14 protein-coding genes are annotated in these 15752 nt (G+C 72.4%); 4 read left to right on the top strand and 10 right to left on the bottom strand.

Annotated features, from left to right (window positions below; genetic code table 11):
- Window positions 1-75 precede the first annotated feature (75 nt).
- Window positions 76-1485, bottom strand: coding sequence for a type I glutamate--ammonia ligase (gene glnA, locus ABZZ38_RS08460; RefSeq protein WP_356737084.1), 1410 nt, complete (start codon window positions 1483-1485; stop codon window positions 76-78).
- A 209-nt stretch (window positions 1486-1694) separates the two neighbouring features.
- Between glnA and ABZZ38_RS08465 the strand changes: the two genes are divergently transcribed.
- A complete protein-coding gene (locus tag ABZZ38_RS08465; protein WP_356737086.1) occupies window positions 1695-2162 on the top strand; it encodes an RDD family protein in 468 nt (155 codons plus the stop codon).
- Between the two features lie 148 nt (window positions 2163-2310).
- Here ABZZ38_RS08465 and ABZZ38_RS08470 read toward each other — a convergent pair whose 3' ends face one another.
- The 4 genes from ABZZ38_RS08470 to lipB form a co-directional block, all read right to left on the bottom strand.
- Window positions 2311-3018 carry a DUF4191 domain-containing protein gene (locus ABZZ38_RS08470; RefSeq protein WP_356737088.1) on the bottom strand — a complete coding sequence of 236 codons (708 nt, stop codon included), beginning with the start codon at window positions 3016-3018 and terminating at the stop codon, window positions 2311-2313.
- Between the two features lie 10 nt (window positions 3019-3028).
- Entirely contained in the window at window positions 3029-3289 is a 261-nt protein-coding gene (locus tag ABZZ38_RS08475; protein ID WP_356737090.1) for a hypothetical protein, read from the bottom strand.
- A 248-nt stretch (window positions 3290-3537) separates the two neighbouring features.
- Complete coding sequence (gene lipA, locus ABZZ38_RS08480; protein ID WP_356737092.1) at window positions 3538-4491, bottom strand: lipoyl synthase; 954 nt, start codon at window positions 4489-4491, stop codon at window positions 3538-3540.
- A gap of 105 nt (window positions 4492-4596) precedes the next feature.
- Window positions 4597-5406, bottom strand: coding sequence for a lipoyl(octanoyl) transferase LipB (gene lipB, locus ABZZ38_RS08485; RefSeq protein ID WP_356737094.1), 810 nt, complete (start codon window positions 5404-5406; stop codon window positions 4597-4599).
- Between the two features lie 226 nt (window positions 5407-5632).
- Here lipB and ABZZ38_RS08490 point away from each other — a divergent pair, with 226 nt between their 5' ends.
- Window positions 5633-7075, top strand: coding sequence for a regulator (locus ABZZ38_RS08490; protein WP_356737096.1), 1443 nt, complete (start codon window positions 5633-5635; stop codon window positions 7073-7075).
- A gap of 22 nt (window positions 7076-7097) precedes the next feature.
- Here the strand turns inward: ABZZ38_RS08490 and ABZZ38_RS08495 are convergent, their stop codons facing one another.
- Both ABZZ38_RS08495 and ABZZ38_RS08500 read right to left on the bottom strand, forming a co-directional pair.
- Complete coding sequence (locus tag ABZZ38_RS08495) at window positions 7098-8504, bottom strand: NAD(P)/FAD-dependent oxidoreductase (RefSeq protein ID WP_356737098.1); 1407 nt, start codon at window positions 8502-8504, stop codon at window positions 7098-7100.
- Between the two features lie 286 nt (window positions 8505-8790).
- Entirely contained in the window at window positions 8791-9684 is an 894-nt protein-coding gene (locus ABZZ38_RS08500; protein WP_356737100.1) for a TIGR01777 family oxidoreductase, read from the bottom strand.
- 43 nt (window positions 9685-9727) lie between these two features.
- Between ABZZ38_RS08500 and ABZZ38_RS08505 the strand changes: the two genes are divergently transcribed.
- Window positions 9728-10264 carry a GNAT family N-acetyltransferase gene (locus ABZZ38_RS08505; RefSeq protein WP_356737102.1) on the top strand — a complete coding sequence of 179 codons (537 nt, stop codon included), beginning with the start codon at window positions 9728-9730 and terminating at the stop codon, window positions 10262-10264.
- A gap of 125 nt (window positions 10265-10389) precedes the next feature.
- On the opposite strand, the gene ABZZ38_RS08510 is transcribed toward ABZZ38_RS08505, so the two are convergent.
- Window positions 10390-10908, bottom strand: coding sequence for a DUF4240 domain-containing protein (locus ABZZ38_RS08510; RefSeq protein ID WP_356737285.1), 519 nt, complete (start codon window positions 10906-10908; stop codon window positions 10390-10392).
- Between the two features lie 98 nt (window positions 10909-11006).
- Here ABZZ38_RS08510 and ABZZ38_RS08515 point away from each other — a divergent pair, with 98 nt between their 5' ends.
- A complete protein-coding gene (locus tag ABZZ38_RS08515) occupies window positions 11007-11939 on the top strand; it encodes an SDR family oxidoreductase (RefSeq protein WP_356737104.1) in 933 nt (310 codons plus the stop codon).
- Here the strand turns inward: ABZZ38_RS08515 and ABZZ38_RS08520 are convergent.
- Together ABZZ38_RS08520 and aceE are read right to left on the bottom strand one after the other, a co-directional pair.
- Complete coding sequence (locus ABZZ38_RS08520; protein ID WP_356737106.1) at window positions 11930-12922, bottom strand: WYL domain-containing protein; 993 nt, start codon at window positions 12920-12922, stop codon at window positions 11930-11932. The two genes, ABZZ38_RS08515 and ABZZ38_RS08520, sit on opposite strands and share 10 nt — an antisense overlap.
- A gap of 56 nt (window positions 12923-12978) precedes the next feature.
- On the bottom strand, window positions 12979-15669 hold the full coding sequence (aceE, locus tag ABZZ38_RS08525) for a pyruvate dehydrogenase (acetyl-transferring), homodimeric type (protein ID WP_356737108.1): 2691 nt from the start codon (window positions 15667-15669) through the stop codon (window positions 12979-12981).
- Window positions 15670-15752 lie beyond the last annotated feature (83 nt).

Raw genomic sequence — 15752 nt, forward strand, 5'->3', positions numbered from 1 at the left:
GGAACGGGCGAGGCCCGCCATCCCTGCGGGGATGGCGGGCCTCACCGGTGCGACCTGCGTCGGAGGCGCCGCTTCTTAGATGTCGAAGTACAGCTCGAACTCGTGCGGGTGCGGACGCAGCTGGATCGGCGCGATTTCCTTCGTGCGCTTGTAGTCGATCCACGTCTCGATCAGGTCCGACGTGAAGACGCCGCCCGCCTGGAGGTACTCGTTGTCCTCCTCCAGGGCGTTCAGGACGGAGGCGAGGTCGGTCGGGACCTGCGGGACGCCCGCGTGCTCCTCGGGGGCGAGCTCGTAGAGGTCCTTGTCGATCGGCTCGGCCGGCTCGATCTTGTTCTTGATGCCGTCGAGGCCGGCCAGGAGCAGGGCCGAGAAGGCGAGGTACGGGTTGGACGACGGGTCCGGGGCGCGGAACTCGACGCGCTTGGCCTTCGGGTTCGAACCCGTGATCGGGATGCGCATCGCGGCGGAGCGGTTGCGCTGCGAGTAGACCAGGTTCACCGGGGCCTCGAAGCCGGGGACCAGGCGGTGGTAGGAGTTCACCGTCGGGTTGGTGAAGGCCAGCAGCGACGGGGCGTGCTTCAGGATGCCGCCGATGTAGTAGCGGGCGGTGTCCGAGAGGCCGGCGTAGCCCTGCTCGTCGTAGAAGAGCGGCTCGCCGCCCTGCCACAGGGACTGGTGGACGTGCATGCCCGAGCCGTTGTCGCCGAAGATCGGCTTCGGCATGAAGGTCGCGGTCTTGCCGTTGCGCCAGGCGACGTTCTTCACGATGTACTTGAAGAGCATCAGGTCGTCGGCGGCGGCCAGCAGCGTGTTGAACTTGTAGTTGATCTCGGCCTGGCCGGCGGTGCCCACCTCGTGGTGCTGGCGCTCGACCTGGAGGCCGGACTTCTCCAGCTCCAGGGAGATCTCGGCACGGAGGTCGGCGAAGTGGTCGACCGGCGGGGCCGGGAAGTAACCGCCCTTGTAGCGGACCTTGTAGCCGCGGTTGTCCTCGAGGGCACCGGTGTTCCAGGCGCCGGCCTCGGAGTCGATGTGGTAGAAGCCCTGGTTCGCGGACGTCTCGAACCGCACCGAGTCGAAGACGTAGAACTCGGCCTCCGGGCCGAAGAACGCGGTGTCCGCGATGCCGGTGGAGGCGAGGTAGGCCTCGGCCTTCTTGGCGATGTTGCGCGGGTCGCGGCTGTACTGCTCGCCCGTGATCGGGTCGTGGATGAAGAAGTTGATGTTCAGCGTCTTGTCACGGCGGAAGGGGTCCACCCGCGCGGTCGACAGGTCGGCGCGCAGGGCCATGTCCGACTCGTGGATGGCCTGGAAGCCACGGATCGACGAGCCGTCGAAGGCGAGCTCCTCGGCCGGGTCGAACGCCGTCGCCGGGATCGTGAAGTGCTGCATCACGCCGGGAAGGTCGCAGAACCGGACGTCGACCATCTTGATGTCGTTGTCCTTGATGAACTTCTTGGCTTCGTCGGCGTTCTGGAACATCCAACTCCTCCTACTCCCACCCAGGGAGGGGCGGGGTTGTAGCTCGGTCGTGCGGCCAGTGCGGTGGCACACGCTGGTTCTGACCCTAGGGACACGGGATTTCTCAGGCATGACCCATTTGTTTCGCGCAAGTTAACCAGCTGGCGGGAGGGTGTTCGGGCAAGGACCCGGGCCGAAGTGATCGAAAGCGGGCGCAGTACCGTGGACGGGTGGACAACAGGCAAGCAATCGGATCGTGGCTCTCCGGGCCGCGCGCGGCGGCCGAGGACATGGGCGCCGACTTCGGCTACCGGGGCGAACGGCTGGGTCTGCCGCAGGAGGGGCCGGGCTCCATCGCCCCGCTCGGGCGGCGATTCGGAGCCCTCTTCGTCGACTGGACGCTGTGCGTGGTGATCGCATACGGGCTGATCGCGCGCGGTGACCAGACGGCCGCCGGGAACTGGGCGGTCGTCGTCCTGCTCGTCCTGAGCGTGCTCACCGTCGGCACGATCGGCAGCACGCCCGGTAAGCGGCTCTTCGGGCTGCGCGTCATCTCCGTCGACGGCGAGCGTCTCGGCCCCGTCCGGGTCGTCGTGCGCAGCGCGCTGCTCTGCCTCGCCGTACCCGCGCTGATCTGGGACCGGGACGGCCGCGGGCTGCACGACCGCCTCTCGCGGGCCGTCCAGGTGCGCGTCTGAACGGGAGCGCCGATACCGGAGCGCCGATACGGAAACGCCGATACCGGCACGCCGGACAAGGGAACGCCGGACACGGCTACGGCAAAGAGGGGCGCCCCGCACATCGCGGGGCGCCCCTCTTCGTATCCGTACGTTCGTGTGCGTACGCCTAGCGCATCCGGCCGCCGCGCGGCATCCGCATGCCCTTCGGCATCGGTCCCTTCGGCAGCGGCATGTTGCTCATCAGGTCACCCATGGCCCGCAGCCGGTCGTTGGCCTGCGTCACCTGCGGGCCCGTGAGCACCCGCGGCAGCTTGAGCAGCGTCACGCGCAGCTTCTTCAGCGGCACCTGACCCTCGCCGGTGCCGACGATGACGTCGTGCACCGGGACGTCCACGACGATCCGGGCCATCCGCTTCTTCTCGGCCGCCAGCAGCGTCCTGAGCCGATTCGGGTTGCCCTCGCCCACGAGCACGATGCCGGCCTTGCCGACCGCGCGGTGGACGACGTCCTGGTTGCGGTTCATGGCCACCGCCGGGGTGGTCGACCAGCCGCGGCCCACGTTCTGCAGGACTGCGGCCGCCGCGCCCGGCTGGCCCTCCATCTGCCCGAAGGCGGCCCGCTCGGCCCGGCGCCCGAAGACGATCGCCATCGCCAGGAAGGCCAGCACGAAGCCGAGAATGCCCAGGTAGATGGGGTGACCGATCAGGAAGCCGATCGCGAGGAGAGCGCCGAAGACGACGATCCCCACGCCCGCGACGACAAGACCGACCTTCGGATCGGCCTTTCGGGTCATCTTGTACGTCAGGGCGATCTGCTTCAGTCGCCCGGGGTTCTCGGCGGCGTCAGCGCCGTCCGTGTGTGCCTTCCTCGCCATGCTGTGAAGTTTACGTGGCCGAGGAAGTGCGCCCCGCCACGGCCTCCAGTACGTGCTGCGCCTCGACCCGGTCCCTGGCCCGGCGCCGGTCCTCCAGCACCGACGTCCACGCGTTGCGGCGGGCGGTGCGCTGCCCCGCGCCGAGCAGCAGGCCCTCCAGGGTGCGCAGGGCGTCGGTGACCGACGGGAACGCGTGGGCGCGCACCTCGTGCGCGTCCCGTACCTGGTGGACGTCGTGTACGGCGCGGACCTGACGTACCTGGTGAGCCATCGGGCGGGTCCCCCCTCGGAGCGGGTGCGTCGGGAGCGTGTGTGCGGTGCGTAGGAACAGCATCACAGAACGGTGTTACCAAGGCATGACCGGCCGGTCAAACACCGGTGAATCGCCGGCGCCCGGCGCCGGACGCGGGCGCGGCCCGTACGACCCCGCTGACCTGCGGGGGGGGACGTACGGGCCGCGTCCGATCGGCCACTACTGGCCGGTAAGAGCTTGTGCTCGGATTCACACGCGCGCGGCCGTCAGGCCGCCGCCTGGCCGCGCCGCTCCATCGCCTGCTGGAAGAGGCGGCCGGCGCGGTACGAGGAACGCACCAGCGGGCCCGACATCACACCGGAGAAGCCGATCTCGTCGGCCTCCTCCTTCAGCTCCACGAACTCCTGGGGCTTCACCCACCGCTCCACCGGGTGGTGGCGCACCGACGGCCGCAGGTACTGCGTGATCGTGATGAGCTCGCATCCCGCGTCGTGCAGGTGCTGCAGCGCCTCGCTGACCTCCTCACGGGTCTCGCCCATGCCGAGGATCAGGTTCGACTTGGTGACCAGACCGGCGGCGCGCGCCTCCGTGATCACCTTCAGGGAGCGCTCGTAACGGAAGCCGGGGCGGATGCGCTTGAAGATCCGCGGCACGGTCTCGACGTTGTGCGCCAGCACCTCGGGGCGGGCGGAGAAGACCTCGGCCAGCTGCTCGGGTACGGCGTTGAAGTCGGGGATGAGCAGCTCCACCTTGGTGTGGCCGCCCTCGCGGCCGGCCGTCATGGCGTGGATCTGCCGCACGGTCTCCGCGTACAGCCAGGCGCCGCCGTCCTCCAGGTCGTCGCGCGCGACGCCGGTGATGGTGGCGTAGTTCAGGTCCATCGCGACGACGGACTCGCCGACGCGGCGCGGCTCGTCACGGTCCAGCGCCTGCGGCTTGCCCGTGTCGATCTGGCAGAAGTCGCACCGCCGGGTGCACTGGTCACCGCCGATGAGGAAGGTCGCCTCGCGGTCCTCCCAGCACTCGAAGATGTTGGGACAGCCCGCCTCCTGGCAGACGGTGTGCAGGCCCTCGCTCTTCACGAGCTTCTGGAGCTGGTTGTACTCGGGGCCCATCTTCGCCCGGGTCTTGATCCACTCGGGCTTGCGCTCGATGGGGGTCTGGCTGTTCCGGACCTCCAGGCGCAGCATCTTGCGTCCGTCGGGAGTGACTGCGGACACGGCTGGCTCCTACGGCTTCGATTCCTCGGCGAACCCCAGGGTACGCCCGATAAAAGTGTGGCTTTGTTTACGCCTGGCCAACCTGTGGCCAGAGCAGGGCATTCCCTAGGCGACTGCCCGCCCGGCCGCCCGCTCGGTCTCGCGCGGCTTGAGGTCCGCGTTCTCCAGCACATCGCGCAGGTGCTTCTCCGCGACGGGCAGGACGTCGGCGATGGTCACGTCCCGGCCGAGCTCCTCCGCCAGCGAGGTCACGCCCGCGTCGCGGATGCCGCACGGCACGATCCGGTCGAACCACTTGTTGTCCGGGTTCACGTTGAGCGCGAAGCCGTGCATCGTGACGCCCTTGGCGACGCGGATGCCGATCGCCGCCAGCTTGCGGTCCTCGCGGCGCTGGCCCGCGTTGGACGGGGCGTACTCCGGCCCGTTCAGCCGGGGGTCGAACTCCTCGTCCCGCAGCCGCGGGTCGAAGTCCAGCGAGAGGCCGCCGAGCGCCGGGCGCTGCTCCACCGGGTCGCCGAGCACCCACACCCCGCTGCGGCCCTCCACCCGGGTCGTCTCCACGCCGAACTCCGCCGCCGTGCGGATCAGCGCCTCCTCCAGCCGGCGCACGTGCGCCACCACGTCCACCGGCCGCGGCAGCTTCATGATCGGGTAGCCGACGAGCTGGCCGGGGCCGTGCCAGGTGATCTTGCCGCCGCGGTCCACGTCGACGACCGGCGTCCCGTCCAGCGGGCGCTCGTTGTCGGCCGTGCGCCGTCCCGCCGTGTAGACGGGCGGGTGCTCCAGGAGCAGGCAGGTGTCCGGGATCTCGTCCGCGAAGCGAGCGGCGTGGACCTCGCGCTGCTTGTCCCACGCCTCCCGGTACTCGACGGCTTCCTCGCCGAACCCCAGACGGACGAATCGCAGCTGACTCACGGCAGACGCCTCCCTCTCGTGTGCGCATCGCGCCCTCGCCACTGTACGGCGGCACCCGCGGCCACGGTCGGGCAGGTCGTAACCGTCAGCGCCCGCCCAATCCTCACACGATCGGATGAATGTGGGGCGAAGGTGGCGGTACGGACGTCGTCGCCGGTTAAATTCGCGCCGTTCCAAGGGGGTCCGCACCCCGGCCCGGAAGGCAAGGCAGGAGACCGCACACCTGATGACGGATCGCCCCCCGCAGCGCACCCCCAACCGCCAACTCGCCGCCCTCATCGCCGAAGCCGGGTTCTCCAACGCCGGCCTCGCCAGACGCGTCGACCAGCTCGGGCTGGAACACGGCCTCGACCTGCGGTACGACAAGACCTCGGTCACCCGCTGGCTGCGCGGGCAGCAGCCGCGCGGCACCACACCCGCCCTGATCGCCGAGGTCTTCACCCGCCGCCTGGGGCGCCGGCTCTCCGCCCAGGACCTGGGCCTGGACGCCTGCGCACCGGTGTACGCGGGGCTGGAGTTCGCCGCCACCCCCGAAGAGGCGATCGACATCGTCAGCGGACTGTGGCGCAAGGACTCCGGCAGCCACGCCGAACTCCGCAAGATCGCCTTCACCCCCGCCGGCCTCGTCGTCCCCAGCCGGGACTGGCTCATCGGGCGCGCCGACGAGCGCGTGGGCCGCGGCGAGCCCGCACCCGAACCGCGCGTCCCGGCCCAGGGGCGCGCCTCCGTGCCCCGCCAGCGCACCACCGACCGCGCGCCCGGCCAGCGGGTCACCGGCGGCGACATCGCCGCCCTGCGCTCCGTCGGCGAGCTCTTCCGCGCCCTCGACCACGCGTACGGCGGCGGCCACGCCCGCCAGGCCCTCGTCCGCTACCTGGAGCACGAGGCCGAACCCATGCTGCGCGGCGTCTACGGCGAGACCGTCGGACGCCGGCTGTTCGCCGCCGCCGCCGACCTGACCCGGCTGGCCGGCTGGACGTCGTACGACATCGCCGCGCACGGCCTCGCCCAGCGGTACTTCGTGCAGGCGCTGCGGCTCGCCCAGGCCGCCGGGGACCGGGCCTACGGCGCGTACGTCCTGATCACCATGAGCCGCCAGGCCGTCCACCTCGGCCACGGGCGCGAAGCCGTACAGCTGGCGCGCGTCGCCCAGCAGGGCGTCGGCTCCGCCGCGCCGCCCGTCGTCCAGGCGCTCCTGCACTCCGTCGAGGCGCGCGGGCACGCCCTGCTCGGCGAGGTCCGGGCGAGCGCCGCCGCGCTCATCAGGGCCGAGCGCGCGCTCGACGCGGCCCGGCCCGGCGACGACGTGCCGTACTGGGCGCGCTTCTTCGACGAGGCCGAACTCGCCGACGACACCGCCCACTGCCACCGGGACCTCCAGCAGTACCGGGCCGCCGTCCAGCACGCCGAGCGCTCGCTCCAGCTGCGCGCCCCCGGTTTCGCCCGCAGCCGCCTCTTCTGCCGCGTCGTGCTGGCCTCCGCCCGCCTCGGCCTGGGCGAACTGGACCAGGCGTGCGCCCTCGGGGCGGAGGCGGCGCAACAGGCGTCGGAGATCCGCTCGGCGCGCGCCGTCGAGTACGTACGCGACTTCGAGCGCCGCCTGGAGCCCTACCGGGACGCGACGGCGGTACGCGCCTACCGCGACCGGGTGGGAGCCATCGGCCTCTGACCGACGCCTCCGGCCACGGCCCTCAGGCCGCCGCCCGGCGCCCCTCCGGCGCGTCCGGGGCCTCGGCGTCGTCCCGGTGCCCCGCCGCGACCCCGAGGTCCCCCAGCACCGCGTGGGCGGCGCGGCGGCCCGAGAAGAGGGCGCCCTGCACGGTGCTCGTGTCCCGGTGGTCGCCGCACACGTACAGGCCGGCCAGCAGCCGTACCGGGCGGCGCAGATCGTGCGGCACCGGCATGGACGGCACCGCCTCCGGGTCGTGGTGGACGGCCAGCAGCTCCCAGTCCCCGGTCCCCGTGCCGTACAGCCCGGCCAGCTGGCCGCGCACGCGCGCGTGCAGGTCGTCCGGCGGCGGGCCCAGCACCGTCGAGCTGACCAGCACCCGGCCCTGCGGGGCGCGCGACGGGTCCACCGCGCTCATCACGGCCGTGTACGAGACGGGGCCGGTGCGGTCGGCGTCCAGCAGGAGCACCGGGTCGGCCGAGGGCGGCGCGGGCGCCGTGTGGTGCAGCACGGTCATCGGGTGGAAGCCGGGCACACGCAGCCCCGGCAGCAGCTCGGCGGCGGCGCGCGCGCCCGTGGCCACGACCAGGGCCCGGCACGCCAGTTCACCGTGCTCGGCGGTGACGACCCGGTTGATGGACGCGTCCTTCACGTGGACGCCGGTCTGCACCGTGCCGGGCGGCAGTGCCGCCGCCAGCCGCTCGGGCAGCGTCACGGCGCCGCCCGCCGGCACGCACAGCCGGCCCCGCGCGAACCCGCGCAGCGCGAGGTCGGCGGCCCGGCTGGACGTACTGCTCAGATCCGGGTCGCCCAGCAGCGCCGACAGCAGGGGCCGCAGGAACCTGTTGACGGTACGCGGCGGCAGGCCCCGGCCCGTCGGGGTCTCCGCCGCCGGCCGCTCGGGGCGGGCCAGCAGCCGCGCCGTCGGCGTGGTCGCCAGCCGGCCGAGCGCCTCCCCCAGGCGGGCCTGGTCCAGCGAGCGGGGGGAGCTCGTAAGGGCCCGGGCCCTGTCGAAGGCGCCTCCCATGCCGTTGAGCGGCCCCCGGGCGCCCCGCGAGGCACCCACCGCGCCCCGCGCGGCCCCGACCGCGCTCCGGGAGGCGGGCTCGGGCGCGCCACCCCGCACCGGGGCCATCCGGTGCAGCCTGCCGTCGCTGTGCACGGCGACCCCCGCCCGGAACACCCGCAGCGGGTCACCGTCCAGCCCCGGTGTCCGGCGCAGCTCGGGATACGCGGTACTGAGCAACTGGCTCATGCGGTCCAGCCGGAACCCGTCGACGGACTCGGTGCCCATCCGGCCGCCCACCCGGGGGGCGGCTTCCAGAACACTGACGGTCAGTCCGGCGCTGACCAGTTGGTGAGCCGCGGACAGGCCCGCGAGGCCGGCTCCTACGATGATGACGTCCGCGTGCTGGGCGCTATTGAGCACGTGTCCCCTCCCCGGGGTGGCGGTTCGGTGCGTGGGGGGCTCATGCCCTCGACAGGGCTGCGCAATGCCCGAGTCCCGGCCCGAGCGTAGGAGGGCCGCGCCGGGCCGGTCACTCGCGCGCACGAGGGGTCACCGATGCACGGGGGTCGCACGGGTGTTCCAGGGTCGGGCCCCCCGCGCCGCGCGGGCCCACCCGCACCCGCCCACCGCGCCGACCCGCCCTCAGGCGAGGGACACCGGGTCCGGGTACTCCTCGCTCCACAGGTCCTTGTCCGCCTCCGGGTTCCTACGCCGTCTGAATGGCCGCGTCGATCGCCGGGAACGCGAACCGGAAGCCCGACTCCAGCAGCCGGCGCGGCAGCACCCGCTGGCTGCCCAGGACGTCCGCGGCGAAGTCGCCCAGCGCGATCCGCAGCGCCGGCGCCGGGACGTGGAGGACGGCCGGGCGGCGCAGCACGCGCGCCATCGCGGAGGTGACCTCCCGGTTGGTGACCGGCTCCGGGGCCGTCAGGTTCACCGGGCCGGAGAGGGACTCGGTGTCGAGGATGTGCCGCAGGGCGGCGATCTCGTCGTGCAGCGAGATGAAGCTCCAGTACTGCCGGCCCGAGCCGAGCCGCCCGCCGAGGCCCGCGCGGAAGAGCGGGAACAGCCGCCCCCACGCGCCGCCCTCGCGCGCCACCACCAGGCCGGTGCGGGCGTACGCGACCCGGATGCCCGCGTCCTCGGCGGCCGCCGCGGCCTCCTCCCACTCCACGCACACGGACGGCAGGAAACCGTCCCCCGCGGGCGCCGTCTCGTCCACCGCGCGCGTGCCGGTGTCCCCGTAGTAGCCCAGCGCCGTCCCGCACAGCAGGACCTTCGGCGGGCTGTCCAGGGAGGCGACGGCCTCCGCGATCGCGGCGGTGCCGAGCACCCGGCTGTCGCGGATCTCCTTCTTGTACGCCTCGCTCCAGCGGCGCTCCCCGACGCCCGCGCCGGCGAGGTGGACCACGGCGTCACAGCCGGCCAGGCCGACGGCGTCGACGTACTGCCGGCGCGGATCCCACTCGACCTCGTCACCGGTCCGCGCGGGGCGCCGCACGAGCCGTACGACGTCGTGGCCGTCCGCGCGGAGGGAACGGACGAGCGCGCCGCCGATGAGTCCGGAGGCGCCGGTGATCGCGATACGGGAACGATGCATGGGCCCATCCTGCACCGGCGGCCCCCCGTGACACAGTGGCGGCATGACCGCCCCGCACATACGCATCCGTACCGCCCGCGCGGCCGATGACGACGCCCTGGGAGAGCTCGACCGCGCGACCTGGTCGCCGCTGCACGCCGTCACACCGAAGCCGCAGCCGCCGTACGAGCCGTTCTTCGACGCACGTCACCGCCCCGAGGACTTCCTGGTGGCGGAGACGGAGGCGGAGAGGCAGGGGGAGGGGGAGGGCCGCGTGGCCGGATATCTGCGGCTCGTGCCCGCCACGCCCCTCGCCTGCAACGCGCACGTCCGTCAGATCCAGGGCCTCGCCGTCGCCGAGTGGGCGCGCGGCGCCGGAGTCGGGCGGGCCCTGCTGCGCGCGGCGTTCGACGAGGCGCGCCGCCAGGGCGCCACCCGCATGACGCTGCGCGTCCTGAGCCACAACACGCCCGCGCGCAGGCTCTACGAGTCGGAGGGCTTCGCCGTCGAGGGCGTCCTGCCGGGGGAGTTCCACCTGGACGGACGTTACGTCGACGACATCCTCATGGGACGCGGCCTGATCGGCGCGGACGGGCACTGAACAGCCGCCTCCCGCCGGTCGGTTCCCGCAGGAGCACGAGCGCGCCCGGTTCCGGGGACGGCGCGTTCATGGCACCGGCACCGGCACCGGCTCCGCGTCGACGGCGGCACGCACGCCCTGACCGGCTACACCCCGAAGCGGTCCCAGAGCCGGGGGAAGCGCTCCTCCAGCGCCGCGTCGTCGTCGAAGTCGAACGGTGTGCCCTCCGGCTCCGGCGCCTGCGGCGGGATGCCGAGGTCCGGCGCGACGGTGCCGGTCAGCTGCTCGTACGCCTCGTCCGCCGCGTATCCCAACTCCTCGCCGTCCCCGTCGATCTCCTCGTCGAAGTCGTCGAGAAGCTCGGCCAGGGCGTCCGGATCGTGCAGCGCGCCCTCGAACACCTCCCGGCCCTGCCCGATCAGCCAGCAGCGGAAGTAGTCGAACGCGTCGTCGCTCGCACCGCCCAGCAGCACCGCCGCCGCGCCCCACAGGTCCCAGGTGTAGGCCCGGTTGTAGCGGGCCTCGAAGTGCCGGGCGAAGTCCAGCACGGAGTCGGGGTCGAGCTGCAGCAGCCGTTCCAGGAGCAGCTCGGCGTGGTCCTCGGGGTCGCCCTCGGCGGCCTCACGAGTCGTGTCGATGATCTCCCAGAACTCCGTTTCGTCCATCACGGGAACAGCATCCTGGGTCACGGGTAACAGTGCACGCGGAGCGGCCGAAATGAAACCGGACAGGGGATGTCGTCTTTCACTGGGACCGTCGTCGTATGACCAACCAGACCACCACGCGGCAGCCGCTCACCGGGAAGACCGCCCTCGTCGCGGGGGCGACGCGCGGCGCGGGCCGCGCCATCGCCGTACAGCTCGGTTCGGCCGGCGCGACCGTGTACGTCACCGGCCGCACCACCCACGCCCACGTCAGCGAGGTCGGCCGGCCGACCGAGACCATCGAGGAGACCGCCGAGCTGGTCACCGCGGCGGGCGGCGAGGGGATCGCCGTACCGACCGACCACCTGGAGCCCGACCGGGTCAGGGCGCTGATCGACCGCATCGACCGGGAGCGGGGACGGCTCGACGTCCTCGTCAACAGCCTCTGGGGCGGCGACCACCTCATCCCCTGGGGCAGGAAGATGTGGGAGACGGACCTCGGCCAGGGCCTGCGGATGCTGGAACTGGGCGTCCGCAGCCACATCATCACCAGCAGCTTCGCGCTGCCGCTGCTGATCCGGCACCCGGGCGGGCTGGTCGTCGAGATGACGGACGGGACCGCCGAGTACAACACGCGCTTCCGGGAGAACTTCTACTTCGACCTCGCCAAGAACGCCCCCCTGCGCATGGCGTTCGGCCTCGGCGAGGACCTGAAGGAGGTGGGCGGCACGGCGGTGGCGCTCAGCCCCGGCTACCTCCGCTCCGAGATGATGCTCGACATCTACGGCGTACGGGAGGAGAACTGGCGCGACGCCGTCGAGCGGGAGCCGCACTTCGCGATCGCCGAGTCGCCCGCGTACGTCGGCCGGGCCGTCGCCGCGCTCGCCGCCGACCCCGACAGGGCGCGCTGGAACGGCCGGTCCCTGTCCAGCGGGCAGCTCGCCAAGGAGTACGGCTTCACCGACACCGACGGCTCGCAGCCGGACGGCTGGGCCTACTTCATCGACGTCGTCCACGGCGGCAAGGACGCCACGGCCGACGACTACCGCTGAGACCGGGCTCCGTAAAGAGCCGCCATCCGGTCCGCCGCCTGCGCGAACAGCGCCCGCAGCGAGGCCGGCGCCACCACCTCGGCCTCCGGCCCGAGCCCCAGGAGCTGGCCGTACGCGACCTCCTCCGACTCCACCGGCAGGGTCACCGTCACCCGGCCCTCCGCGTCCGGCGCCCCGGCCGCCTCCAGGGCGTCACGGGCGGCGGCCCGGTCCGTCACGTACGGCAGGCCGCGCGCGCCGGCCTCCGTCAGCCGCACCACCACCTCGGCACGCAGGAGGGAGCGGGCGAACTGCGCCGCCCGCTCCTCCCAGAACGCGGGCAGGTCGAAATCCTCGTCCCGTACGAAACGGTCGTCGCCGAGCTCGACGGCGGTGAACCGGTCCACCCGGTACACCCGCACCGACTCCCCGGCGCGGGCGCACAGGTACCAGACGCCCGCCTTGAGCACGAGCCCGTACGGCGCCAGCTCCCGCTCGACCTCCCGCTGTGGCTCCCCGTCCGCGCGGCGGTAGCGGGCCGAGACCAGCCGGTCCTCCCACACCGCCTCCGCGAGCAGCGGCAGCAGCTCCGGCGTCCCGGGCTCCTGGTACCAGCCGGGCGCGTCCAGGTGGAAGCGCTGGGCCGCCGAGTCGGGGGCGTCCCGCAGCGACGGAATCAGGGCCGCCGACACCTTCAACCGAGCCGCCGAAGCCGCGTCGTCCAGCCCCATCTCGCGCAGCGCGCCCGGCACCCCGGACAGGAACAGCGCCTCGGCCTCACTGCGCGCCAGGCCCGTCAGCCGGGTCCGGTAACCGCCGATCAGCCGGTATCCGCCCGCCCGGCCCCGGTCGGCGTACACCGGGACTCCCGCCTCCGACAGCGCCAGCGCGTCCCGCGTGATCGTCCGCTCGGAGACTTCGAGCTCCCGGGCCAGCTCGGCGGCGGTCATGGACGGCCGGGACTGGAGCAGGAGCACCATCTTGATCAGCCGGGCAGCGCGCATGGCCCCCATCATGCAGGAGGCCCCCGCCGCGGCGGGGGCCTCCTGCGCCAGCCGTCCTACAGGCCGTAGCGCTCGCGGGCGTCCTTCACCAGCGAGGCCGGGACCTCACCGCGCTTGGCGAGCTGCGCCAGCGCGGCGACCACGATCGACTCGGCGTCCACGCCGAAGTGGCGGCGGGCCGCCTCACGCGTGTCCGACAAGCCGAAGCCGTCGGCGCCGAGCGAGCTGTAGTCCTGCTCGACCCACTGCGCGATCTGGTCCGGGACCTGGCGCATGTAGTCGCTCACCGCCAGGACCGGGCCCTGCGCGTCGGCCAGCGCCTGGCGGACGTACGGCACCCGCTCCTCGCCGCGCAGCAGCGCCGCGTCGGCCTCCAGCGCGTCACGCCGCAGCTCCGACCACGAGGTCGCGGACCACACGTCGGCGGTCACGCCCCACTCGGCGGCCAGCATCTCCTGGGCCTTCAGCGCCCAGTGGATCGCCGTACCGGAGGACAGCAGCTGGAGGCGCGGGGCGTCCGCGGCCGGGGCCGTGCCCTCCTTGAACCGGTACAGACCCTTGATGATGCCCTCGTCCACGCCCTCGGGCTTGGCCGGCTGCGGCATCGGCTCGTTGTAGACGGTCAGGTAGTAGAAGACGTTCGGGTCCTCGCCCGGGGCGGTCTCGCCGTACATCCGGCGCAGACCCTCCTTGACGATCACCGCGACCTCGTACGCGAACGCCGGGTCGTACGTCAGCGCCGCCGGGTTCGTCGCCGCGATGACGGGCGAGTGGCCGTCGGCGTGCTGGAGGCCCTCACCGGTCAGCGTGGTGCGGCCGGCGGTGGCGCCGACGAGGAAGCCGCGGCCGAGCTGGTCGCCGAGCTGCCACATCTGGTCGGCCGTCCGCTGCCAGCCGAACATCGAGTAGAAGATGTAGAAGGGGATCATCTGCTCGCCGTGCGTGGAGTACGCGGTCGACGCGGCGATGAAGTCGGCCATCGAGCCGGCCTCGGTGATGCCCTCGTTGAGGATCTGGCCGTCCTTGGCCTCGCGGTAGTACATCAGCTGGTCGCGGTCGACCGGCTCGTACGTCTGGCCCTTCGGCGAGTAGATGCCGAGCGACGGGAACAGCGACTCCATACCGAAGGTGCGGGCCTCGTCCGGGACGATCGGCACCCAGCGCCTGCCGGTTTGCTTGTCTCGGATCAGGTCCTTCATCAGGCGGACGAAGGCCATGGTCGTCGCGACCGACTGCTGGCCGGAGCCCTTGTCGAACGCGGCGAACGTCTTGTCGGCCGGGGCCGGCAGCGGGTCCAGGGCGTGCGTGCGGCGGGCCGGGGCCGGGCCGCCGAGGGCCGCGCGGCGCTCCTGGAGGTAGCGGACCTCGGGGGAGTCGGCGCCGGGGTGGCCGTAGGGCACCTGGCCGTCGACGAAGGCCGAGTCCGGGATCGGCAGGCCCAGCAGGTCCCGCATGTCCTTGAACTCGTCCACCGACAGCTTCTTCATCTGGTGGTTGGCGTTCTTGGACTCGAAGCCCTTGCCGAGGGTGAAGCCCTTCACCGTCTGGGCGAGGATCACGGTCGGGGCGCCCTTGTGCTCCAGGGCCGCCTTGTACGCCGCGAAGACCTTGCGCGGCTCGTGGCCGCCGCGGGAGTACTGGAAGCACTCGATGATCTTGTCGTCGGACAGCAGCTTCGCCATCTCGACGAGCGCCGGGTCCTTGCCGAAGAAGTCCTCGCGGATGTAGGCGGCGTCGCGGGTCTGGTACGTCTGGATCTGCGCGTCCGGTACCTCGCGCAGCCGGCGTACCAGCGCGCCCGTGGTGTCGAGCTGGAACAGCTCGTCCCAGGCGGTGCCCCACAGCGACTTCACGACGTTCCAGCCGGCGCCGCGGAACTGGGCCTCCAGCTCCTGCACGATCTTGAAGTTGGCGCGGACGGGCCCGTCGAGGCGCTGGAGGTTGCAGTTGATGACGAAGGTGAGGTTGTCGAGCTCCTCACGGGCGGCGAGCGCGAGGGCCGCCGTCGACTCGGGCTCGTCCATCTCGCCGTCGCCCAGGAACGCCCACACGTGGGAGTTCGAGACGTCCTTGATGTCGCGGTTGGTCAGGTAGCGGTTGAACCGCGCCTGGTAGATCGCCGACAGGGGGCCGAGGCCCATGGACACCGTCGGGAACTCCCACAGCCACGGCAGGCGGCGCGGGTGCGGGTAGGACGGCAGACCGTTGCCCCCCGACTCCTGGCGGAAGTTGTCCAGGTGCTGCTCGTTCAGACGGCCGTCCAGGAAGGCGCGGGCGTAGATGCCGGGGGAGGCGTGGCCCTGGATGTAGAGCTGGTCGCCGGAGCCGTCCTCCTCCTTGCCGCGGAAGAAGTGGTTGAAGCCGGTCTCGTAGAGCCAGGCGGCGGAGGCGAAGGTGGCGATGTGGCCGCCGACGCCGTACTTGGAGCCGCGGCTGACCATGGCGGCCGCGTTCCAGCGGTTCCACGCCGTGATCTTCGCTTCCAGCTCCTCGTCGCCGTCGAAGCCGTAGCCGGCCTCGGCGGCTGTGGGGATGGTGTTGACGTAGTCGGTTTCGAGCAGCTTGGGCAGCGCCAGACCGGCGCCCTCGGCGCGCTCCAGGGTGCGTCGCATCAGGTACGCGGCACGGTGCGGCCCGGCCGCCTTGGCGACGGCGTCGAGGGACGCCTGCCACTCGGCGGTCTCCTCGGGGTCGCGGTCCGGCAGCTGGTCGAGCTCGCTCGGCTGGATGCGGGTGGGGTCGGTCATAGTCGCCGCCTTCCGGAGTCGAAGGGGTGTGGAGCCCTTGGTCTTGGCAGGACAGGGCGAGGGGACCTCTGTTGAAGTCCGCG

It is taken from the genome of Streptomyces sp. NPDC006368 (genome assembly GCF_040612535.1).
In the GTDB taxonomy this organism is placed as follows: domain Bacteria; phylum Actinomycetota; class Actinomycetes; order Streptomycetales; family Streptomycetaceae; genus Streptomyces.